24 protein-coding genes are annotated in these 21,675 nt (G+C 68.5%); 11 read left to right on the top strand and 13 right to left on the bottom strand.

Features of this window, described 5'->3' with window-relative positions; translation table 11 throughout:
* Positions 1-103 precede the first annotated feature (103 nt).
* The 4 genes from ABZ321_RS32560 to ABZ321_RS32545 are packed head-to-tail and all read right to left on the bottom strand — an operon-like array spanning position 104 to position 2,990.
* Positions 104-769, bottom strand: a complete 666-nt coding sequence (locus tag ABZ321_RS32560) for an alpha/beta hydrolase (RefSeq protein WP_354898429.1) — start codon at positions 767-769, stop codon at positions 104-106.
* The gene (gene paaK, locus ABZ321_RS32555) at positions 766-2,061 is read right to left on the bottom strand and encodes a phenylacetate--CoA ligase PaaK (RefSeq protein WP_354898426.1); all 1,296 of its coding nucleotides are present in this window, start codon (positions 2,059-2,061) and stop codon (positions 766-768) included. Before paaK ends, ABZ321_RS32560 begins: the two co-directional genes overlap by 4 nt.
* Positions 2,058-2,495, bottom strand: a complete 438-nt coding sequence (gene paaI / locus ABZ321_RS32550) for a hydroxyphenylacetyl-CoA thioesterase PaaI (RefSeq protein WP_344509882.1) — start codon at positions 2,493-2,495, stop codon at positions 2,058-2,060. The genes paaK and paaI overlap by 4 nt, the downstream gene beginning before the upstream one ends.
* 21 nt (positions 2,496-2,516) lie before the next feature.
* On the bottom strand, positions 2,517-2,990 hold the full coding sequence (locus ABZ321_RS32545; protein WP_354898423.1) for a hypothetical protein: 474 nt from the start codon (positions 2,988-2,990) through the stop codon (positions 2,517-2,519).
* Between the two features lie 69 nt (positions 2,991-3,059).
* Here ABZ321_RS32545 and ABZ321_RS32540 point away from each other — a divergent pair, with 69 nt between their 5' ends.
* Entirely contained in the window at positions 3,060-3,722 is a 663-nt protein-coding gene (locus ABZ321_RS32540) for a TetR/AcrR family transcriptional regulator C-terminal domain-containing protein (protein ID WP_354898420.1), read from the top strand.
* 28 nt (positions 3,723-3,750) lie between these two features.
* Entirely contained in the window at positions 3,751-4,215 is a 465-nt protein-coding gene (locus ABZ321_RS32535) for a DinB family protein (protein WP_354898417.1), read from the top strand.
* Positions 4,216-4,224: 9 nt separating this feature from the next.
* Here the strand turns inward: ABZ321_RS32535 and ABZ321_RS32530 are convergent, their stop codons facing one another.
* The 4 genes from ABZ321_RS32530 to ABZ321_RS32515 form a co-directional block, all read right to left on the bottom strand.
* Complete coding sequence (locus ABZ321_RS32530; protein ID WP_354898414.1) at positions 4,225-4,917, bottom strand: uridylate kinase; 693 nt, start codon at positions 4,915-4,917, stop codon at positions 4,225-4,227.
* Between the two features lie 373 nt (positions 4,918-5,290).
* Positions 5,291-5,689, bottom strand: a complete 399-nt coding sequence (locus tag ABZ321_RS32525; RefSeq protein WP_354898411.1) for a hypothetical protein — start codon at positions 5,687-5,689, stop codon at positions 5,291-5,293.
* A gap of 79 nt (positions 5,690-5,768) precedes the next feature.
* Positions 5,769-6,446 carry a FadR/GntR family transcriptional regulator gene (locus ABZ321_RS32520; protein ID WP_344509870.1) on the bottom strand — a complete coding sequence of 226 codons (678 nt, stop codon included), beginning with the start codon at positions 6,444-6,446 and terminating at the stop codon, positions 5,769-5,771.
* 43 nt (positions 6,447-6,489) lie between these two features.
* On the bottom strand, positions 6,490-7,602 hold the full coding sequence (locus ABZ321_RS32515) for a C45 family peptidase (protein ID WP_354898408.1): 1,113 nt from the start codon (positions 7,600-7,602) through the stop codon (positions 6,490-6,492).
* 132 nt (positions 7,603-7,734) lie between these two features.
* Between ABZ321_RS32515 and ABZ321_RS32510 the strand changes: the two genes are divergently transcribed.
* Together ABZ321_RS32510 and ABZ321_RS32505 are read left to right on the top strand one after the other, a co-directional pair.
* Positions 7,735-8,697 (top strand): acetylxylan esterase, encoded by a 963-nt coding sequence (locus ABZ321_RS32510; RefSeq protein WP_354898405.1) that lies wholly within the window; start codon positions 7,735-7,737, stop codon positions 8,695-8,697.
* Positions 8,694-9,638, top strand: coding sequence for an amidohydrolase family protein (locus ABZ321_RS32505; RefSeq protein WP_354898402.1), 945 nt, complete (start codon positions 8,694-8,696; stop codon positions 9,636-9,638). Before ABZ321_RS32510 ends, ABZ321_RS32505 begins: the two co-directional genes overlap by 4 nt.
* On the opposite strand, the gene ABZ321_RS32500 is transcribed toward ABZ321_RS32505, so the two are convergent.
* On the bottom strand, positions 9,589-11,193 hold the full coding sequence (locus ABZ321_RS32500; protein ID WP_354898399.1) for a hypothetical protein: 1,605 nt from the start codon (positions 11,191-11,193) through the stop codon (positions 9,589-9,591). The two genes, ABZ321_RS32505 and ABZ321_RS32500, sit on opposite strands and share 50 nt — an antisense overlap.
* A 376-nt stretch (positions 11,194-11,569) precedes the next feature.
* On the opposite strand from ABZ321_RS32500, the gene ABZ321_RS32495 reads away from it, so the two are divergent.
* From ABZ321_RS32495 to ABZ321_RS32485, 3 genes are read left to right on the top strand one after another with little or no spacing between them, the layout of a single operon-like run.
* Positions 11,570-12,835 carry an extracellular solute-binding protein gene (locus ABZ321_RS32495; RefSeq protein WP_344509860.1) on the top strand — a complete coding sequence of 422 codons (1,266 nt, stop codon included), beginning with the start codon at positions 11,570-11,572 and terminating at the stop codon, positions 12,833-12,835.
* A 4-nt stretch (positions 12,836-12,839) separates the two neighbouring features.
* Positions 12,840-13,799: a sugar ABC transporter permease gene (locus tag ABZ321_RS32490; protein ID WP_344509858.1), complete on the top strand. Its 960-nt coding sequence runs from the start codon at positions 12,840-12,842 to the stop codon at positions 13,797-13,799.
* Positions 13,796-14,620: a carbohydrate ABC transporter permease gene (locus tag ABZ321_RS32485; protein WP_344509856.1), complete on the top strand. Its 825-nt coding sequence runs from the start codon at positions 13,796-13,798 to the stop codon at positions 14,618-14,620. Before ABZ321_RS32490 ends, ABZ321_RS32485 begins: the two co-directional genes overlap by 4 nt.
* A gap of 8 nt (positions 14,621-14,628) precedes the next feature.
* Here ABZ321_RS32485 and ABZ321_RS32480 read toward each other — a convergent pair whose 3' ends face one another.
* Both ABZ321_RS32480 and ABZ321_RS32475 read right to left on the bottom strand, forming a co-directional pair.
* Entirely contained in the window at positions 14,629-14,916 is a 288-nt protein-coding gene (locus tag ABZ321_RS32480) for a UTRA domain-containing protein (protein ID WP_344509854.1), read from the bottom strand.
* A 592-nt stretch (positions 14,917-15,508) separates the two neighbouring features.
* Complete coding sequence (locus tag ABZ321_RS32475) at positions 15,509-16,120, bottom strand: hypothetical protein (protein WP_354898394.1); 612 nt, start codon at positions 16,118-16,120, stop codon at positions 15,509-15,511.
* Positions 16,121-16,491: 371 nt separating this feature from the next.
* Between ABZ321_RS32475 and ABZ321_RS32470 the strand changes: the two genes are divergently transcribed.
* From ABZ321_RS32470 to ABZ321_RS32460, 3 genes are read left to right on the top strand one after another with little or no spacing between them, the layout of a single operon-like run.
* Complete coding sequence (locus tag ABZ321_RS32470) at positions 16,492-17,808, top strand: extracellular solute-binding protein (RefSeq protein ID WP_344509853.1); 1,317 nt, start codon at positions 16,492-16,494, stop codon at positions 17,806-17,808.
* Between the two features lie 37 nt (positions 17,809-17,845).
* The gene (locus tag ABZ321_RS32465; protein WP_354898391.1) at positions 17,846-18,778 is read left to right on the top strand and encodes a sugar ABC transporter permease; all 933 of its coding nucleotides are present in this window, start codon (positions 17,846-17,848) and stop codon (positions 18,776-18,778) included.
* Positions 18,775-19,599 (top strand): carbohydrate ABC transporter permease, encoded by an 825-nt coding sequence (locus ABZ321_RS32460; RefSeq protein ID WP_354898388.1) that lies wholly within the window; start codon positions 18,775-18,777, stop codon positions 19,597-19,599. The genes ABZ321_RS32465 and ABZ321_RS32460 overlap by 4 nt, the downstream gene beginning before the upstream one ends.
* A 140-nt stretch (positions 19,600-19,739) precedes the next feature.
* On the opposite strand, the gene ABZ321_RS32455 is transcribed toward ABZ321_RS32460, so the two are convergent.
* On the bottom strand, positions 19,740-20,207 hold the full coding sequence (locus tag ABZ321_RS32455) for a hypothetical protein (protein ID WP_354898385.1): 468 nt from the start codon (positions 20,205-20,207) through the stop codon (positions 19,740-19,742).
* 225 nt (positions 20,208-20,432) lie between these two features.
* On the opposite strand from ABZ321_RS32455, the gene ABZ321_RS32450 reads away from it, so the two are divergent.
* On the top strand, positions 20,433-20,705 hold the full coding sequence (locus ABZ321_RS32450) for an ABC transporter permease subunit (RefSeq protein WP_344509845.1): 273 nt from the start codon (positions 20,433-20,435) through the stop codon (positions 20,703-20,705).
* Positions 20,706-20,713: 8 nt separating this feature from the next.
* Here the strand turns inward: ABZ321_RS32450 and ABZ321_RS32445 are convergent, their stop codons facing one another.
* Positions 20,714-21,469, bottom strand: coding sequence for a GntR family transcriptional regulator (locus ABZ321_RS32445; protein ID WP_344509843.1), 756 nt, complete (start codon positions 21,467-21,469; stop codon positions 20,714-20,716).
* Positions 21,470-21,675: the final 206 nt, after the last annotated feature.

The following is a 21,675-nucleotide window of genomic DNA, read 5'->3' as shown; positions in this document are numbered from 1 at the left end:
CGCGCGGACCCGGCCGTTCACGGCTGTGGGTGTTCGCGCCTTGATCCTATGGGCGTGCCCCGCCGGGCAGGACCGGAACGGCGAATGCGCAACCGGGCGGCGGTCAGCTCCTGCCGCTCAGCGCGGTGCCCATGGCGATGAGGCGGTCGGCGACCGCTCGCGGGTCGACGAGCTGGTGCAGGTGTTGGCCCGGGAGGTGCTCGACGAGCCAGCCGCGGTCCTCGGCCTGCGCCGCGGCCGGCGCGTAGTGCGCGGAGAACCGGAGGTATCCGCACGGCACCGCGTCCCAGCCGGCCGGGACGGGAAGCCGCTGCTCGTAGTACCAGAGCGGAATCCGCGGCTGCTCGGCCTCGACCGCGCGCCTGATCAGCGGGTCCGGGACGAGCTCGGCGAAGTCGGCGCCGGGCCACCACGTCGTCCACGGTGGGAGCAGGCCGTCGACGACCCTGTCCCGCAGCCGGTCCAGCGCGCCGGGCGCGACGATGCCCGTGGTGGGGCCGGTGCGGGCGGGCAGCGACGCGTCCACGAACACGCACGCCGCGACCCGCCGCGGCATCGCGCCGACCACGGCCGGCATGAAGTAGCCGGCGTTGCTGTGCGCCACGAGGATCACCGGGCCTTCCCCGGCCGACGCGACGACCCGCTCCACGATCGCCTGACCGGACGGGGGCATCTCGTGCAACGCCGGCACCGCCGCATCGAGCAGCGCCGCCACCGGCGCCCACGACGCGGGCCCCAGCAGCGGGCTGTGCACCAGGACGTAGTTCACCGCGGGCGGTTGTCGAGGATGCGCTTCGCCTTGCCGACCGAGCGCTCCAGCCCGCCGGGCGGCAGCACCTGCACCCGTACCGTGACGCCGACGTTGTGCTTCACCAGCGCGACGAGCTGCGCGGCGAGCGAGTCGTCGACGGGCTCGGTGCGGGCCTCCACGCGGACGGTCAGCTCGTCGAGGCGGCCGGGCCGGTCGATGACGCAGACGTAGTGCGGGGCCAGGCCCGGCACCCGCAGGATCAGCTCCTCGATCTGGGTCGGGAACACGTTGACGCCCCGCAGGATCATCATGTCGTCGGAGCGGCCGGTGACCTTCTCCATCCGGCGCATCGTGCGGGCGGTGCCGGGCAGCAGGCGGCTCAGGTCGCGGGTGCGGTACCGGATGATCGGCAGCGCCTCCTTGGTCAGCGACGTGAAGACCAGCTCGCCGCGCTCACCGTCGGGCAGCACATGGTCGAACACGGGGTCGACGATCTCGGGGTAGAAGTGGTCCTCCCAGACGTGCAGGCCGTCCTTCGTCTCCACGCACTCCTGCGCGACCCCGGGCCCGATCACCTCCGACAGCCCGTAGATGTCCACGGCGTGCATGTCGAGCCGCTCCTCGACCTCGCGGCGCATGTCCTCGGTCCACGGCTCCGCCCCGAAGATGCCGACCTTGAGCGCGAGGCCGCGCGGGTCCACGCCCTCCCGGTCGAGCTCGTCCAGGATCGTCAGCATGTAGGACGGGGTGACCATGATGATGTCGGGCTCGAAGTCGACGATGAGCCGCACCTGCCGCTCGGTCATACCGCCGGACACCGGGATGACGGCGCAGCCGAGCCGCTCGGCGCCGTAGTGCGCGCCGAGCCCGCCGGTGAACAGGCCGTAGCCGTACGCGACGTGGACCCGGTGGCCGGGGCGCCCGCCCGCCGCGCGGATCGAGCGGGCCATCACGTCGGACCACATGTCGACGTCGGCCCGCGTGTAGCCGACGACGGTGGGCTGTCCGGTGGTGCCACTGGATGCGTGGATGCGGGCGATGCGCTCCCTGGGGACCGCGAACATCCCGAAGGGATAGCTCTCCCTGAGGTCCTGTTTCGTCGTGTACGGGTAACGCGCCAGGTCCTCGAGCGAGCGGCAGTCGTCCGGGTGCACTCCGGCCTCGTCGAACTTGCGCTTGTAGAGGGGCACGTTGTCGTACGCGTGCCGCAGCGTCCACTGGAGCCGCTTGAGCTGCAGGGCGCGCAGCTCGTCGACGGACACGGTCTCGATCGGCTCCAGGTCGCCGGGGCGCGGGCTCAGGTCTCTCACGCTCGTTCCTGCCCTTCCAGGATGCGGCGGCCGAGTGCTCTGCTGCGGCCGCGGAACTCGGCGATGACCGACCCGTCGGCGGTGCGCACGGTGACGTCGTACAGGCCGCTGCGCCCCTGCCGAACCCGCTCCTGCGCGACGGCGGTCAGGTCGTCGCCGGGCTTCGCGGGCGCGACGAACGTGACGTCGAAGCCGGCGGCCACGGTCACCTCGTCGTAGGTGTTGCAGGCGATCGCGAACGCACTGTCGGCGAGGCTCGCGATGAGCCCGCCGTGACAGATGCCGTGGCCGTTGGCCATGTCGTCACGGACGCGCATCGCGATCGTCGCCCGGCCGGGCGAGACGTCGCCGAGCCGCATGCCGAGCGCGCGGCTCGCCTCGTCACCGTCCCACACGGTCCGCGCGCAGCGGCGGGCCACTTCCTCGGGGTCCATGCACCTTGCATACCCGGGTTTTCACACCGCCGCAAAGGTACAGACGGCCGCGGCGAGCATCAGGGTGTGCAGGATCATGTGCTCCAGGTTGGGCCGGGGGCGGTCGCCGATGCGGGGCAGGACGGTGACGGTGCGGGCGTACGTGCGGGCGTGCAGCTCCGCCCAGGTGACGCCGGCGCCGGCGGTCGCCCACGGTGCGGTGCGGCCGGCGAGGTACGGCATCCACCACAGGATCAGCCCGCCGGCCACGGAAAGTGCGGCGAGGGTGCCGGCGGCGTAGCCGAGGACCGGCAGGTGCAGCACCTTCCCGAGCCCGAGCAGCACCGCGGGCAGCGCAATCACCGGCGCGTTGATCGCGACCTCGGTGCGCTGCTCCTCGCGCTTCGCGTCGCGCACGTTGTTGAACGGGTACAGGTCGACCAGCGTCGTCACCAGGAAGTAGGCGACCACGGCAAGGATCAGGACCAGGGCGAGGACGAGCACGTCAGCCTCCATGTTTACGGTGTAAGCATGCCGCTGTCTGGTAGTTTTGCTTACGCCGTAAACATCGTCAAGGGAGCGCGCGTGCCGAAGGCCGGACTGAGCCGGGAGCGGGTCCTCGACGCCGCGCTGGACTACGTCGACACCCACGGCCTGCCGGCGCTGTCGATGCGCAAGCTGGGCGCGCACCTCGGCGTGGAGGCGATGTCGCTCTACCGGCACGTACCGAACAAGGACGCGCTGCTCGACGGCCTGGTCGACCGGGTGATGGAGCACGCCTTCGCCGGACTGTCCGTGGACTTCGACGACTGGGTGCCGTGGATGCGGTCCTTCGGGCACTCGCTGCGGGCCGCGCTGCTCGCCCACCCCGGCGTGCTCCCCCTCGCCGCGACCCGCCCCGTGAACTCCCCCGACGCGCTGCGCATGTCGGAGCGCTGGCTGGCCGCGATGCGCGCCGCCGGCCTGCCCCTCGGCCGCGCCATGGATGTCGTGAACGTCGTGGCCACGTTCACGATCGGGCACACCCTCGCCGAGGCCGGCCGGACCCCCGGCCACGAGGACTCCGACCCCAACCTCGACGAGCACGCCGGCGACCTCGACCCGGCCGAGTTCCCCAACCTCCTGGAGGTCATCACCACCCGCGCCGGCCTGGACTTCGACCACCGCTTCACCGAGGCCGTCGACATCCTCCTCGCCGGCTACGCGGCGCTGCCGCCTGTTGCGGATCCGCACGTTCCTTCGCCGTGACGCAACCCCGGCGGCGATGCTTGGCGACATGGCGCACCGAGACTCCGGACCACCGTCGACCGCCCCCGACGAGAAGTCGGTCCTGCTGGGCTTCCTCAACTACCTCCGCGACGCGATCACGACCAAGGTCTCGGACGCTCCCGAGCCACACGTCCGCACCGCGGGCGTCCCCTCCGGCACCAACCTGCTCGGCCTCGCCAAGCACCTCGCGCACGTAGAGCGGTACTACTTCTTCGGCGACCGCATCACCAGCCTCCGCCGCACCATGCGGCCCACCACCAAGGACACCGTCGAGAGCATCCTCACCGACTACCGGCAGACCATCACCCGCGCCAACGAACTCGTCGAGTCCTGCCCCGACCTCACCAGGCCGCTACGCGCCGGCGGCCCGTCCCTGCGCTGGATCCTGGTCCACCTCATCGAGGAGACCGCCCGCCACACCGGCCACGCCGACATCCTCCGCGAACACCTCGACGGCACCACCGGCCGCTGACGGTTCAGTTCACCGCTGTTCGGTCCTGCTCGTCGGCATGATGCGGGGGTCGTCGAAGTTCCGGTTGTCGATGACGATGTCGGCCTGTTCGGCGGGGCGGATCTCGGCCAGGTACAGCTCCTCGCCGGGGATGTAGTACGTGCGGTACCGCTCGGCGGCGGCCTCCGCCGAGTCCATCCACGCCTGGTCACGGGCCGTGCCGCGGGACAGCACGTCCGCCCCATCGATGTGGAGGTAGACCCGCAGGTCCCAGTGCCGCACCAGGGCCGGCTTCTGCAGGAAGCCGCCATCCGCGATCAGGATCGCGTCGTCCGAGGCCACCTGGACGCCGGAGTCGACGGGCGTGCGACCGCTGAGGTCCATGATCTGGGTGCGGTAGCGGCGGTCGCCGCCGGGACCGAGCGGCACCAACAGCTCATTGCGGATCGCGTCGACGTCGTACATCTCGAAGTAGTAGCTCTCCGGCGAGCCGGACGGATACCGCGTGCGCAGGTCGACATGCCGTTTGAAGTGGTCGACCGCGACTCGGAGCACGGGCCGCGTCGTCTTCCCTCGCAGGGCGGCGGCCACCTCGTCGGCCAGCGTCGTCTTGCCGGCAGCGGAGTGACCGTCGATCCCCACCCGCGCCGGGTGCTCCAGCCGCAGCCCGAGAATCCGGTCCGCCAACCCGTCGACCACCTGCCGCCGTGCAGCGCTACGCAAGCTGGTATGTGAAACGGTCGGTCCGGCCATCTGCAGCGGCCGCTCGCAAGACGTCCTCAACTTCCACGCACACCAGCCCACGGTAACGGATCGCACGGCAACACCTGGTCATCGGCCCGGTGGCGGACGACAGCCGTTCAGGCTGAACGCAGCAGTGACTCAGCGATGAGGTACATGCCGTCCGCGTCCAGCACCAGGTCGGCGCCGGCGGCCTGGTGCGCTGCGCCAGCTGTCCGTGGTGTCACAAGGCCCGATGCACGGCATGCGCAGCGAGCTCACTGGCGGCATGAGCGCGCAGCCGGTGAGATCTGAGCCGGTTCGATCAAGCCGCAAGCGCTGGGCGCTGGCCGGTCTACGGCCTCCGGTTTGGCGATCAATCGGTCACAGAGTGCCCTCGGTCAACGTAGAAGCTCCGTTTCGGGCCTCCCTCCGGAATCGGGTTCGAGGCCGTGTCGCCGCTCATCTGCTGCCGCAGCGCGTTCCACTTCCTGGTGACTTCCTCTGGGCGCTGATGGCCGCTCTCGAGACGGGTGCCGGTGCTGTCGGTGACTTCGGCGCTTCCTTCGTTCACGCAGACGGCGATGTTCGCGATGCCGGCCGCCCGGTCGTCGTCGTCCTCGAAGCGGTCGACAGTGAAGGGTGCATCGGCGCCGTCGTAGTCGGAGCGGACGTGGAACGTTTCGCCCGGTTTCAGCCAGCGGTCCTCTCCCCACGGCTCCAACCAGAGCACCAGCAACCCGGCGGAGTCGTTGTGCACGTCCATGATCGCCACGAGTACACCGTAGTCTCGGTGGCACTGCGGTCACCAGCAGTGGTCCTGACGGACGGTCAGGACGTACCCGAGTGCGCTGCTACTTCCGGCGTCCGGGCTTGGTCACGGTGTCCTCCACGGCGGCCAGGTGCAGCTTCATCGCATTGGCCGCCGCGTCGGCGTCGCGCTTCGAGATGGCGGCGAGGATGGCGTCGTGCTCGTCGGCCGCCTGGGTCGCCCGGCCAGGTACGGCGGCCGCGGCTATGGCCTGCTCCTGCAGGACCGAGCGGAGTTCTGAGACCAGCCTGGGGAACAGCGGGTTGGCGGTCGCGGTGGCGATGGCCACGTGGAAGTCGGCGTCGATGCCGACTCGGATGGAGGGGTCCTGCTCCTCACGGAACCGCACGAGCAGCTCGGTCATCGCCTTGAGGTCGGTCCGCGAACGGCGCTCGGCCGCGAGGGCGGCCAAGGGCACCTCCAGCGTCCGGCGGACCTCGTGCAGGTCGCGGGGGAGATACTTGCCGGTCAGCAGTTGGGACGGCGCGAACTGCGCGTCGACGAACGTGCCCTTGCCGGCGTACGAACGGGTGAGACCGAGCGCGTTCACGCTGTGCAGTGCCTCACGGATCACCGAACGGCTGACCGCGAACGACTTGGACAGCTCGGCCTCGGAGGGCAGCCGCTGACCCACCGCGAACTCACCCGACTCGATGAGTTCGACGAGTTGCGATCGCACGTGTTCCGCCGCGGTGCGCTGCGCGACAGGGATCACCTTCACGGCTGCCAGGTTAACAGCCTGTCGGGCAGCCGGCCGGTCAGACTTAGGCATCGAAGCGCACCGGCACTGACCAGGTCGACTCGCACGGGCTGCCGGCGGCGTACACCAGCGAGCGAGCCGACAGGTCCATCACGATCCCCGCGATGGTGCAGGTGCGCTCGGCCACGGGCTGGGCCGCGTCCGGGTGCTGGCACACGCTGTGCGGTGCGTCCGCGTGGTCGGCCAGCGCCTCCTGCAGGCTCTCGATCGTGTGCGTGTCGTGTTGCTGCACGCGCGCGGTCAGGTGGTGCAGCCGGTTGCGCGTGTGCGCCTTGCGCTCGAGATAGCGGTCCACCCCTGTGAGACCGTCGACCAGGAAGTGGTTGGCGTGCGTGACCACACCGTCGACGGGAGTGATCACGCCGCATGGGCCGTCGCCCGGTCCGGTCTCTATGTCCGCGCAGAACCCGCCCGCATCCGCGATGAGATAATTTGCGGAGTTTGCCCGGGATGTGGATTGAATCCGCTGGGCGGCCTCCGCACCACTGTCGCTGTCGAGCACCGATCGCAGCAGCACGTGGTACGGAACGCCGAACCGGCCCTCGTCGCCGTCCGAGATGAGGGTGTTGGTGCACAGGCCGACACCGCTGGAGTTGATCCCGACCTTCGCCAGCATCCCGGCCTCGACCACCGTGACGAAGTCCGGGCCGTCGTCCCGGTGCACCTGCAGCACGATCGCGGTTTCCCGGGCCCCCTCGATCCAGTCCCAGTTCTGCCCCATCAGCGCGGCACCGGAGGTCGTGCGCTCCGGGGTCAGCGCGAATGACGTGCACTCGGTGGATGCCACCGCCCGGGCTCGCCCGGGAGCGGCGAACATGATCTCGCTGCGGGTGTTCAGGGCCAGGATGTCGGCCACCTCGACGCCGGCCCCGCGGGCGATCGCCCGGATCTCCCGCGCGGACGCCGGCGAGAAGTCCTCGATAGGACCGGCGAACCGGAGCCCATGTCGCCGCACGGCGTCCCAGTCCCACGATGCGTAGTGCCGGAACACGTCGGCATAGGTCCGCAACGCTTGCTCGATCCGGGTCTTCGCAGCGAGGCCGTACTGGTATCCCCGCTCTTCCGGGTCACCCGAGACGGCAATGACGTCGTACCCGGAGGCGACTGTCCGCGCCATGCCCGTTCCTCCACCTGTAGCTCCTGGCTTCACTCGCCTGGCAGGCTATCAGGTTGCATGACAGGTTGTCCCTTCCCCGCCGCGGTCGTCATTGCTTAGACTCCTGTCGGACAGTCGGACAGGAGTCGTGCAATGCGGGTAGACCTCCCCCTCGATCAACTGGTGCGGTACGAGTACCCGCACCCCGAGCCCGGGGACTTCGACGCCTTCTGGAGCCGGACCCTGCACGAACAGGGCGCTCATCCCCTCAATCCGCGGTTTGAGCCGGTGGACGCCCTGGTCCGGACCGTTGACGTGTACGACGTCACCTTCGGCGGATACGCCGGGGACGACGTACGGGGGTGGCTGCTGCTGCCGCACGAGCGAACCGGCCCCCTGCCGCTCGTGGTGGAGTACCTGGGCTACGGCAGCGGACGCGGGCACCCGGTCGAGTCGCTCGCCTACGCCAGTGCCGGCTTCGCGCACGCCGTCATGGACTCCCGCGGCCAGGGCAGCGCCCTGCGGGCCGGCCACACCGCGGACCCGCATGGGGCGGGCCCGTCCGCGCCGGGGTTCATGACCAGGGACATCCTCGATCCCGAGCGGTACTACTACCGCCGCCTGTTCACCGACGCGTACCGGTTCGTCGATGCCGTGACGACCCACGAGGCCGTGGCGCGCGACCGGATCGCGGTGACGGGACGCAGCCAGGGGGGTGCCATGGCGCTCGTGGCGGCCGGCCTGCGGGACGATGTCCGCCTGGCGATGCCGCACGTGCCGTTCCTGTCCGCCTTCCGGCGCGCGGTCGAGGTGACGGACCACAGTCCCCATGGGGAGATCGTCAAGTGGCTGGCCGCCCACCGCGGTTCGGTGGAGCGCGCCTTCGAGACCCTCGCCTATTTCGACGCCGTGTCCTTCGCGCGGCGAGCCACCTGTCCCGGCCGGTTCTGCGTCGCCCTGCATGACGTCGTGAGCCCGCCTTCCACTGTTTTCGCTGCATACAATGCCTTTGCCGGGCCCAAGGAGATGACCGTGTGGCAGTTCAACGGCCACGAGGCGGGCGGGCCCGAAGACCTCTTGCGAACCATCCGTGCCGTCCGAGAGCTGGTGTCATGACCATCGTCGACTTCCACCACCACGCGCCGTTGGCGTCCTATGTCAGCCGGTTGACGGCACTGGGCATCCAGGCTCAGCCGGGCGCACCGTTTCCGGTGTGGGAGCCGGCGGACTCGGTCCGGATGATGGATCGGCTGGGGATCGACCTGGCCGTGCTGTCCGTCGCCTCGCCCGGGTTCTACTTCGGCGATCAGACCTTCACCACGGCCCTGTGCCAGGACACCAACGACGAGCTCACCGAGGTGGTCCGCGACGGCGACGGGCGGTTCGCGGCGGTTGCCTGCCTGCCGCTGCCCTCGGTCGACGCCGCGCTCACCGAGATCGAGCGGGTGTTCGACCGGCCGGAGTTCGTCGGCGTCGGCCTGCTCACCAGCTACGCCGGGTCGTACGTCGGCCATCCCAAATTCGACGGCCTGCTGGAGACCCTGAACGACCGCGGTGCCTTCATCCACGTGCACCCGGTGCTGCCCGCGTGGTGGCCCGAGGGCGAGATCCCCCTCCGGCCGTCGGTCCTGGAGTATCTCTTCGACTCGACGCGCCTCATCACGAACCTGCTCCTCACCGATGTGCCGCGCCGATTTCCGCGGATCCGGTGGGTCTTCTCGCACTGCGGCGGCGCGATGCCGGTCGTCGCTCCGCGCATGGTGCTGGCCGAAGGCATGCCGGAGCTCGCGGCCGTCGCCGCGCAGGGCGTCCTGCGCGCGCTGGCGGCGTTTCGCTATGACACCGCCCTGTCCCACACCGCCGCCGACCTCGGCGCGCTGCTGTCCTTCGTCGACGACTCGCGGGTCGTGCTGGGAACGGACTTCCCGTTCTCGTCGCTCGACGAGGTGGCCGAGCGCTTCAACCTCTTGCGCGAGTATCTCGGCGACACGCATCGCTCGGCCGTGCTCAGCGAGAATGCCCGCGAGCTCGTCGGCGACCGGGGGCGGACGCGGTGACCCGGGCCGGCGGCTGGATGGTCAGTGCCCGGTAGATGGCCGCCTGCTCGGGGCTCAGCGGCGTGGTCTGGGTGACGGTGCCGGCCGAACCGGTGAGCGTCACCTGGGCCACCCGCCCGAGCTTCCGGTTGATGGTCCGCCAGGTCTGGCCGCAGGACTGCTCGGCGACGCGGGTCAGCAGCAGGGCCAGCCACCAGATCAGCACGTGCGCGCGGATGCGGTGTCCCGAGCTGTGGGCGGCCGCTCCGGGCAGCAGCCGCGCCTTGAGGTCACGAGCTTCCAGGAGGTTCTTGTAGCCCAAGGCGACGTCTTCGGCGCTGACGTGCGGGTCGGAGGTGGCGATGAGGTACTTGCCGTCGAGCCTGGCCTCGGCCTTGACCTTCGCCAGGTCCACCTTCAGGCGTCCGTCGGGCCGCCGGACAAGCCAGCGGCCGAGGGTGGGGTGGTCGCGTAGCGCGCACTCGGCCCGCACGCGGCCGGCGTCGTCTCCGGCGCACTGGTCGGCGATCCGGGCCAGTTCGGCTTGGATGTGGACGATTGCCTCGTCGCGCTGCCGGCGGTCGCGCTGCGCCTGATCCGGGTCGTGGCAGACGACGAACCGGGCGTCCTGACCGTCGATGCGGACCTCCCGGACGCGCAGATCGTCGCGGACGTACCGGTAGCGGCCCGAGCGGGACAACACCGCCTCGACGAGGCGGTTGCCGTCGCACATACGCATCCCGGCCATGTAGTGATCGCCGGCGCGGCCCAGGCCGGCCAGGTCGTCCGCGCCGGAGAAGCCGCGCTCGACCACGGTGATGACCCGGCCCGGATGCCGGTCCAGCAGGTCGTCGCGGACCTCGGCCGGGACGGAGCCGGCACCGGCGCCACCCGGCCAGCACCAGCAGCGGACCGGGATGCCTTCCTTGGTCGCGGCAAGGCCGATGACGATCCGCTCCCCGTCGTCGCAGGCGAACTCGATGGTGTCGAAGAACAACGGGTCGAGCCGGTCGGTCACGGCGAGGAACAGCGACTCCTGCACCCGCGCCTGCGTGTCCGCGTCCACGAGCAGATCCATCGTCCGGCGGACGTGTTCATCGTCCATTGTGGATAGTCCCGGAACGGCGGCCTCCTCGCGCACCCATTCCGCGGCCGGCAGCCCGCTCATCGGGGCCACCGCCCGGTGGGCGACCAGCGCGAACAACACCCGTTCCAGGTTGGCGGTGAACCGCCGCGCGCCGGTGGCCGCACGCACCGCCGCGCCCACGTCGAGGCGGTGCCACAGCGCGTCGAGCAGCCAGGTGGCTCCGATGGTCCGGACATCGACGACCTCCAGCGACGCGGCCCTGACGGCCGCACCCGCCGGCGCGGCACCGGCCGGATCGTCGCCGCCGAAGTGCCTGCCGATCGACGCGGCCAGCCGCTGCAGCCCGGCCACGTCAACCTGGTCCTCCCGGCCCAGATTCATCAGTACGTCCGGCTTGATCTGCCCGTCCACCCGCCGGTTGTGGGCCAGGGCGACGTAGCGCACCACCGCGCCGTCGGCGTTGGTCCGCGAGGTGAACCGCAGGAACATGCCTACGACCAAACCATTCTTGACCTGCTAGCACAAGGTCAAGATACTGAGTCGTGTTACTACATGTTCATCCTTCCGAGCCGCCTTGCGGCCGTCCGACACCGCTCTGACCAGCGGTGATCCTAAACTGATCACTCCCGCGTGTGTACCAAACTGTGGGCCCCGGGCGCAAGGAAACTTCGTAACGAACCGAGCGGAGGCCCTTGCGATCCACCTCACCACGGTGCACCCTGAGGGACAACTTATCCGGCTGTCAGACAGCCGGGCAGGTTGACAGGTCCGGAGGCACCGCGTACCCCGCGCTTAGCAGGTCTTCGGTCCCGAGCAGAGGAGAGCAGCGATGCGTGCAAGGAACTTATGGCGCGGCCGTGTCGCCGTGGCCATCGGGCTGGCGGGGGCTCTGGCCCTCGCGGCCTGTGGCGGAGCAAGCGACTCGGGCGCAAACAGCTCGGGCGAGATCAAGGGAAGCATCGACTTCTGGATGGGCGACCCCATCGGGGACACCCAGCAGCCAATCATGCAGAAGCTGGCGGACGACTACGCCGCCGCACACCCGGGGACCAAGGTGAACCTCCGGTTCCTCGGTAAAGACGCACACCAGACGTACCTGACCTCGATCGCCGGCGGCAGCGTCCCCTGTGTCGCGCTCATCGGCAACACCTGGACCCCCGAATTCGCGGCACTCAACGCCCTCGAGGTCTACGCCAACGACCCCAAGACGCTGCAGGGCACCTACGTGCCCGGCATGATCGAGTCGACCATCTTCAAGGGCAAGTCGTACGCCGTTCCTTATGACACCGGTGTCCGCGCCCTCATCTACCGCAAGGACATGCTCGAGGCGATCGGCAAGACGGCGGCCCCCGCCACCTGGCAGGAGCTGCGCGAGGACGCCCTCGCCATTCAGGCGAAGAACCAGGGCGTCAACGGGTTCGGCATCATCGGCGGCGCGCACTGGTACTACCTGCCGCTGATCTGGAACTGGGGCGGGGAGATCGCCAAGCAGAGCGGCGACAAGTGGGTCTCCGAGGCCGGCTCGACGCAGTCCGTCCAGGCGTTCCAGTTCTACTCCGACCTGCTGACCAAGGATCGCCTGTCGCCCGCCGGCGCCTCGGCCTGGACCGCGGCCGACGTCGACAAGTCCATGGGCCTGGGCCAGACGGCGATGATGGTCGGCGGATCGTGGGATCTGCGGACCATTCTCAAGCAGAGCCCCGATCTGGAGGGCAAGCTGGCCACGGCCGTCCTGCCCAAGGGCCCGGGTGGGAACAACGACACGTTCGCCGGCGGCAGCAACCTCGCCGTGTTCCGCGAGTGCAACAACAAGGCGGTGGCGAACGACTTCGTGAAGTTCATGATGACCAAGGAGAACCTCGTGCCGGTCACCTCGAACCTGGGCCTGCTTCCGGCGACGAACGACGCGCTGGCCCAGGAGAAGGCCACCGGGTCGTTCTCCGCCCCGCTGTTCAAGGCGTACGCCGAACAGGCCGACCACACCCGTTCCATTCCGCCGGTGGCCACTTGGGGCAAGGTCGAGGGGGCCAACTCCATCGTGAACGCCATGCAATCGATCATGAGCGGCAAGAAGACGGCCGACGTCGCCATGAAGGAACTCGCGGACCAGGTGAACCAGGCAATTGGTTGAGAATGTGAAGACCACGATCCGTCGCGCGGCGTCCTCGGCCATCCCGAGGGCGCTGCGCGCGCCGCGCTTGCCGCACCGGCAGCAGAGCTTCGAGAAACGATTCCTGCCGTGGGCCTTCCTGGCGCCTCTGCTCGCGGTGATCGTCGGCGTGGTCGGATACCCCGTGGCGCGCACGATCTGGCTGTCGTTCTTCGACGGTGAGTACCTGCAGAGTGGACCGTTCGTCGGGCTGCAGAACTACCGCGACATCTTCGCCGACCCGAACTACACCGCCGCGCTGCTGCGCACGACCCTGTTCGCGGCCGCGGTGGTCGTCACCACGATCCTGCTGAGCCTGGCCATCGCCCTGGTCCTTGACTCCGCACCCCGCGCGGCCAGGGTGCTCAGCGTCATCGTGCTGCTCCCCTGGGCCATGCCGCGGGTCGCGTCGGGCATCGTCTGGAAGTGGTTGTTCGACGACCAGTACGGCGTGGTCAACTGGCTGCTGGTCAACTGGTTCGGCCTCGACTCCTTCAACGGCTACTCCTGGTTCAGCACGGGTACACCGGCCATGGTGGCCATCACGATCGCTGTCGTCTGGCACTCGGTCCCCTTCGTGGCGGTCTCCCTGTTCGCCGGGCTGCGCGGCACCCACGGTGAAGTGGTGGAGGCGGCCCGGGTCGACGGCGCCAGCGCCTGGCAGATCCTGCGACGGATCCGGCTGCCGATGATCCGTCCCCTGCTGGTCGTGATGACCACGATCTCGACCATCTGGGCGTATCAGTCCTTCGACCACTTCCTGGTGATGACCACACCGCCCGGCGGCCCGGACCACTCGACCGAGGTGTTGTCCCTGCTGACCTGGCTCGAGGCGTTCGCCCAGCTCGACCAGGGCTCCGCCGCGGCCATGGCCGTGGTCCTGTTCCTCATGCTGGCCGCGGTGAGCGTGCTGTACGTCCGGCTGAACCGAGAGGACGTTCGATGACGTCGCTGTTGCGCCGTGGTGCGCTGTTCCTGCTCGTTGCCGTGATCGTGGTGAGCAGCCTGTTCCCGTTCTTCTGGATGCTGGTCACGTCGGTCAAGCCCGACAGCGAGCTGTTCACCCGCACCCCGCGGTTCATCGTCACGTCGCCGACGGTGGAGCGGTACACGCACCTGCTCGACGGCAACATCCCCACCCAGTTCCGCAACTCCCTCATCGTCGCCGTGGCGACGACGGTGCTGACCGGCCTGATCGCCCTGCTGGCGGGCTACGCCCTGGCCCGCTACCGGCTGCGGACCCGGCACATCCTCACGGTCGTCATCCTCGTCACGCAGTTGCTGCCGCAGACCATCCTCGTCATCCCCCTGTTCACGCTGTTCCGCAACGCCGGCCTGCTCAACACGTTCCAGGGGCTGACCCTGAGCCACCTGGCTCTGACCGTGGGCCTGTGCACGTTCATGCTGCGCTCGTTCGTCGTGGAGATCCCGTACGAGCTGGAAGAGGCCGCTCTGGTCGACGGGGCGAGCCGGCTACGTGCCGTTTGGTCGATCGTGTTCCCGCTGGCCTGGCCGGGGCTGGCGGCGAGCTCCGTCTACGCGTTCATCACGTCGTGGAACGAGCTCATGTTCTCGGCGACGTACATGCAGCGGCCCGAGATCGAAACGCTCCCCGTCGCCTTGCAGCAGTACTTCTCCAGCTACTACACCGACTGGGGCGGAGTGATGGCGGCGAGCGTGATCTTCACGATCCCCGTGGTGATCTTCTTCCTCGTCGTGCAGAAGCGGCTGATGCAGGGAATGGCATCGGGCGCCATGAAGGGCTAGCAGAAGGGCTAGAAGCGGAACAGCGACGCCTGGAATCGGTAGGCGTCCCCGCGGTACAGCTGACGGCCCACGTCGAAGCACTGGTCGTGCTGGTCGAAGGTCTTCTGGTAACCGACCAGCACCGGATCACCGGGCTCGAGGCCGAGCAGCTTGGCAGCCTGTTTGACCTGGTCACGTCGTTGCCGGCTGCCCACTTCGAGGAGCAGACCCTTCGCCAGCGCCGCCCGGACGCGCCAGTCCTCGTGAGCAACGAGAGCTTCAAGCCAGCCATCATCGGACAGACCATGGAACAGCACAGCACGGCGCGCGAAGAAGGCCGCCTCCTCCCCTGCTCGAAGTCGGCTGTGCCGAGCAGGGCCTCCGCCATTCCGGCGTCAAGAGACCGTTCAAGATGCGCCAGCATCTCCGTCCACACTGACGGGCCGAATGTGCGCAGCGCGGTGACGACCCATTCGCTGTACGTTCCGCTGAGAGCGGTGGCGAGTTCCGGCTTGGACAGGAGGGCCCGGGCGAGATTCAGCGTCTGCGGGTGCGTCGCGCGGGCAGCGCACGACCGCAGTACCTGCGGTGATCTCGTCGCTGCGGCAGGGTTCCGTAACAGCACGGGCAACGCCACGTCGACAGAGATGGCGGGCGACGTAGCGATGGCGGGCACGAGGTTCTGGTCACGGTCGTCGACCCGGCAGACGACGAACTCGAGGATCCCCTGCGCTGCCGCGGACACGGTAGCCTGCTCCGCCAGGTCGTTGATCGCGCTGACACTTGGAACGGAACGGCCCATCTCCACGAGTGCGTCGGCGATGCGGGCAGCAACGAAGTATTCGCGGATGACGTCGTGCGCGAACCTGGGTTCCAGGCCGGCGTTGACCACGAGCGGCGGCAGTTCGGTCAATGCCCTGACGGGGCTTGGTCCCGCACTGCCCGGCGGGGTCCGCCGCAGCATGTGCGCAGGGAGTGACGGGCCAGCAGAATGGGGGCCTGGGCCATCGCGAGGTCGGACAGGGACTCGAACGTGACCGCTGCGTCAACGCCCGCCCGACGGAGGATGCCGCGGATGCAGTGGTCGACCAGCCGGTACGCCGACGCTGCACGTTCAGGGCCGGCCCGCCCGGCCGAATGAAGTAGCGCCAGGTAGAGCGGCACCGTTGCAAGCTGTTGAACGGATGGCGGCAGGTCCGTGAACGGTGTCTGGTGTTCACCCTCAGCCGACTCCCACACCTGACATGCCTGCTCGTGCCGCCACGGAGCGAGCCGGAACGACACGCCAGGATCGTGCGCCGCCGGCTCGAAGATCGACGCGGCGAGCACCGGATACGTCGTCAGCGCAAGATCCGGCGGAGTGCGCACGACCAGCATGAACTTCATGCGCGGCTCCGTGACCTGCCGCAGGATCATCTCCAGCTGGGCGGCGAGCGCGCATTCACCGGGAAGTCTCGAGCCGGGCAGGAAGTCGGCGGAGTTGAGGCCTTCACGACGATTTGTCTCCGTCACGTCGCGCACGACGCGACGACCCGTATGACCTGCATCACGGGTGGGTAACGAAGGCCGCAATGATCGCCAGCGAGCCTTGACAGCCCGATCATGGAATTGCAATCTGGTCTCCTCCGCAGACCAGTTGCTGCTTGGAAGTGAAGACCCGAGGCGGCAAAGGATCGGTTCACGTCTCCGCCGCGCCGTTGATGTCCACCGCCCGAAGGTTCCGCCGGCGCTCCGACGTCCGCTCCCAGGCCACCTAATCCCTGCGATTCCGACCCTCGCTCCGCGGGGTGCAGCACCAGCGAGCCCGGCCAGCCGGCCGCGCCGAGTAGAGAAGGAACCCGCAAATGCCCAATAGACACGCCAAAGGGCGCCATGCCCGGTTCGCTACCGCCTTGCTAGCCACCGTCGTCGCAGTCGCTGTCACCGCCTGCTCGTCCTCGCCGGCTGGCGAGGAAACCGGCGGCGGCACTTTGGTCGTGCAGAGCGGCCTGGCCAATTCGCCGGGCAACCTGGCCGTCTACCAGAAGCTGAACAAGCAGTTCGAGGACGAAAACCCAGGCGTAAAGGTCGACTTTGTCGCGAAGAGCTTCGACGACCTGGCCTCCATCGCCAAGCTTCAGCTCTCCGGCACCAACCCGCCGGATGTTACGCAGGTCAACCGCGGTTACCAGGCCTTGGGCGCCTTCGTCAAGGGCGGCCTGCTGACCAACATGGACGACTACGCCAAGAAGCACGGTTGGGACACCCGCCAGACCGCCTCCCAGCTTCAGCTCAACCGTTTCAGCACGGACGGGAAGCTGATGGGCGAGGGCCCGCTGTGGGGCATGTCAGCCACTACGGCATGGATCGGCCTGCTCATGAACACGGAGATCGCCGGGAAGCTGGGCATCACCGAGGCGCCGAAGACCATCGCGGAGCTCGAAGACCAAATGCAGCGTGCCAAGGCGGCCGGGGAGATTCCGATGCAGTTCGGATCGGCCAGCGGCGAGCTGGCCGCATGGCTGCTCAGTGAGTTGCTGCTGGCCCACGGCGGTCCGAAGGCCGTGCAGGACCTGGTGTTCCACCACGCGAACGCGAACTTCACCTCCGAGAGCGCAACCTGGGCCGCCAAGACCATGAAGTCCTGGGGCGACAAGGGCTACTTCGCGCCGGACTGGACGGCGTACAAGACCGACCAGGTTCTCGCCAACTTCATCTCCGGCAAGGGCCTGTTCTCCCTGACCAGCTCCCGCTTCACTCCGCTCAAGGGCACGCCGGAGCAGACCAAGAAGCTTCGGATGGTGTTCTTCCCGTCGGTGTCCGGGCAGGGAATCGCGGCCGTCGGTGCTGGCGATATTCCATGGACCATCCCGGCAAAGGCGAAGAAGAAGGACCTGGCGGCCAAGTACATCGACTTCGTCACCAGCCAGAAGGCAGCCGAGCAGTTCCTGGCCGGTGGCGCCATCCCATCGAAGCCACCGGCGGACGCCGAAACCGCGATCAACGCGGCAAACCTGCCGGTCCCGTCACAGGACGCGCTGCGCAACGGCCTCAAGCTGGTGGGCGAGGGCACACCCGTGCCGTACGTCGACTGGGGCGCGCCGGAGCTGTACCCAACCATCTCCCGCACATTCGACCAGCTCATGTCCGGCGCCCTCAGCGTCGACGCTTTGCTGGCGGAACTGCAGAAGTCCTACGGCCCGTTCGTGGAATCGCTGGCGAAGGGCTGATCGGCATGTTCCACCCGCTCGCGAAGGCGGCAGGCTCTTGGCGTCGAGACTGACGGTGACCTCCCGCCCCGTTCAACCGAACGGGGCGGGAGTCGCCGCTCGCAAGCAGCGCAGGTCCACGACCCTTGTCGGCTTCGGGTACCTGGCACCCGCGTTGATCTTCTACGGTCTGTTCCTGATCCTGCCTTTCCTGCACAGCGTCTACCTGTCGTTCAGTGCATGGGACGGCATCAGCCCGGCACGCTGGGTTGGTCTGGAGAACTACCGAACCATCCTGGAGAGCTCGCAAAACCGCGCCGCGTTCGGGCACGCGTTCGTGCTGATCGGCTTCTACGCGCTCCTCACCACGGCCTTGGCCCTAGTGCTGGTGGGCATCATCGGCAGCACACGGATCCGAGGGCTGACCGTATTCCGGGCGGCGCTGTTCCTGCCGTACGTCATCGCCCCGGTGGTGACCGGTGTCGCCTGGCGCTGGCTGCTGGCCCCAGAAGGACCGATCAACTCGCTGCTGCGGGCGGTCGGCCTCGGCGGCTGGGCCCGCGGCTGGCTGGGCGACTTCACCTGGGCGCTGCCCTCGGTCGGGCTGATCGGCACCTGGATGCTCCTCGGCCTGGCCCTCGTGCTGCTCATCTCCGGTGTGCAGCGCATACCCGTGGAACTCTACGAGGCGGCGCGGATGGACGGTGCGGGCCCCGTCCGCGAGTTCTTCGCGGTGACGCTGCCCAGCATTCGCAACGAGATCACGGTCGTCACGGTGCTCGCGGTCACCGCCGCGCTGCGCAACTTCGACCTGATCTATGTGACTACCCAGGGCGGACCGGGAAGTTCCACCGAGGTGCCATCCTTCCTCGTCTATCAGAAGGCGTTCTTCGTCGGAGACCTCGGCCTCGCCTCAGCCATGGGTGTGCTCCTGACCATGGTGATCCTCGTGCTGACAATGTTGATCCTCCGGCCATGGAGAAAAGGATGAGAACGAGCCGGGCACACGCCCTCACCGGCCAGGTGGTCGTCACCTGCGCGGCCGCGCTCGCGATGGTCCCCCTCATCGGAGTCGTGATCATGGCATTGGGGGAGCCCGACACCCAGGACAGCACCATCAGGTTGAGCGACTCCTTCCACTTCGGCAACTTCAAGGCCGTCTGGGACCTCGCCGACATGGGGACAGCCTTGGCGACAAGCTTCAAGGTGAGCATCACAGCGACGCTGCTGACACTGCTGCTTTCGGTGCCCGCTGGCTACGCCCTCGCCCGGTTCAAGCTCCCGCTGCGCAACGCGCTGTTCTTCATCCTCCTGGCCGGACTGATGCTGCCGAACGAGTCGCTGATCATCCCGCTCTTCTTCGACTTCCGCGAGGTGGGGCTGGCCGACAACCTGATCGGCGTCGTCCTGGTGGAGACGGCGCTCGGCCTCCCCTTCGGATGCTTCTGGATGCGCACGTTCTTCCGGGACGCACCACACGAAATCACCGACGCCGGACGGGTCGACGGGGCCAACAGCTTCGTCATCCTGGTACGCCTGCTGCTGCCGATGGCAATGCCGCAACTGCTGGCGCTGATCGTCCTGTCATTCGTCTGGACCTGGAACGATCTTCTGGTGCCGCTCGTCATGCTCTCCGGCGGTCGCGAACTGACGGCACCGATGTCATTGGCCACCTTCCAGGGCCAGTACACGACCGACTACACCTACCTGTCCGCCGGCGCCATTCTGACCGCCCTCCCCGTCATTGCCGTGTACCTCGTGCTGCAGCGGTCGTTCGCCCACGGGATCACATCAGGCGCGATGAAGGGGTAGTCACTAGGCCTCGGCCCTTCGTTAAGGGCTGTCCGCATGGTGGATCAATTGCGAACAGGCGCCTTGTCGGGTAGCCGGAGGGGGTTCCCCTCCGGCTCCCGCAGATCCCGGCGTGAGCGTCTCTGAAATCCTACGAAAGGCTATGCCGCGGCACTGTTCCAGCATGTGACGGTGTCGCTGTCACATGCTGGTGGAATCCGCGGTGGGCCCGCCGGTCGCGGATGCGCCGGCACGGTTACGACCGCGATGCCTTCGACCGCGGCCAGATGGGTGAGTGCGGTGAACACGAGCCCGCGGACGTGTACGCCGAGACGGCGGTTCAACGTCCGACCCAACCCACAGGTCTCCATCGACGTGAGGTCTTCGATGTAGATGACAGTGGATCGCGCGGCGGAGGCATGGTCGACTGTCCAACGCGCGGCGGCCCAGGCGAGGCTCTTGCGAAGAAACCGGATCCGGGCACACACCCGGTCGTGCTCAACCTCGAGCCGGCCTCGTTTCACGGCCAGTGCGGGGTCGGGCCGTCCTTCGAGGAGCCGGTCGTAGCGGTCGAGGCGGGTCCGGACCTGTTCACGGATGGTGCGCAGGCGTAGCAGTTTCGCGGACACGCCGGTCGCGTCGAAGGTGAGGGGCTTACCGGTCGTGGTGACCCGGGCCCGGCCGGCGCGGTCGTTGCCGAGGCGGGCGGTCACGCCGGTGAGTAGCGTGTTGTAGCCCCAGTCCACGCCGACCGCCCGCCGGTGTCCGGCCGTGCGGGGCAGTGGGGCTGGCCGGGTGAACGGCAGATCAACTCGGACCAGACCCGACGTCGACTGCGGGCCGTGTGATCGATTGTGTTTCCGCTGGCCTGGCCGGGGCTGGCGGCGAGCTCCGTCTACGCGTTCATCACGTCGTGGAACGAGCTCATGTTCTCGGCGACGTACATGCAGCGGCCCGAGATCGAAACGCTCCCCGTCGCCCTGCAGCAGTACTTCTCCAGCTACTACACCGACTGGGGCGGAGTGATGGCGGCGAGCGTGATCTTCACGATCCCCGTGGTGATCTTCTTCCTCGTCGTGCAGAAGCGGCTGATGCAGGGAATGGCATCGGGCGCCATGAAGGGCTAGCAGAAGGGCTAGAAGCGGAACAGCGACGCCTGGAATCGGTAGGCGTCCCCGCGGTACAGCTGACGGCCCACGTCGAAGCACTGATCGTGCTGGTCGAAGGTCTTCTGGTAACCGACCAGCACCGGATCACCGGGCTCGAGGCCGAGCAGCTTGGCCTCCATCGCGTTGACCGCCTCCGCCGCGAGTTCGTAGTCGCACCGGCTGGCCGCGATGTCATACCGGTCGCGCAGGACGTCGTAGAGCGACTGGCCGGTGAAGTCGACGTCCTCGATGCCGGGGACCCGGACGGCGTCGAGGCACGAATGGTCGACGCTGAGCGGTGACCCGTCCAGGAACCTGACCCGGCGCAGCTCGAACACCGGCTGGGACGTGTCGATGCCCAGGACCTCCGCCTCGGCCAGTGTGGCCGGGCGGACCGTGGCCCGCGTGACCCGGGACGACGCTTCCATGCCGCGCTCGCGTGCGACCTCGCTGAGCCCGCGCAGCCGGTTGGGCTCGTGCACGAGCCGGTTCTCGGCAACGAACCAGCCGCGCTGCGGCGACGGCATGATCCGTCCGGCGTCGGCCAGGGCGCTGAGCACCTGCCGCAGCGTCGCCCGGCTGACCCCGAGCTCGGCGGCCAGGGTGCGCTCACCGGGCAGCCGGGTGCCGGCCGGGAACTGCCCGACGGTCAGCGCTTCCTGGAGGGCGCGGTAGGCCTCGACCGCGTTGTTGCGGCCTTCTATCCGGGCCGGGGAGACCTTGAGGTCGAGTGCCTTCACCACGGGGCTGCCCTCCTTGGTTTGTTGCGGTGCGCTGTGGTGTGCGCCGGCCGGGATGCATCCTAGCGCCAGGCCGTCCGCTGCCGGGGAGTCGCTTGTTGCGCAGGCCGCAGTCGTTTGACACCGTCGACCCGATCCATCAGACTGGTTCAACATGTAGACCAGTTAGCTTGACTGCTTGGCTGGCCTCAACGCGAGAGCGTCCGACC

The organism is Dactylosporangium sp. NPDC006015 (assembly GCF_040614215.1).
GTDB lineage: Bacteria > Actinomycetota > Actinomycetes > Mycobacteriales > Micromonosporaceae > Dactylosporangium > Dactylosporangium maewongense.
Note: the sequence above shows the minus strand (reverse complement) of the source record. Positions and strands in the feature narration are given on the sequence as shown.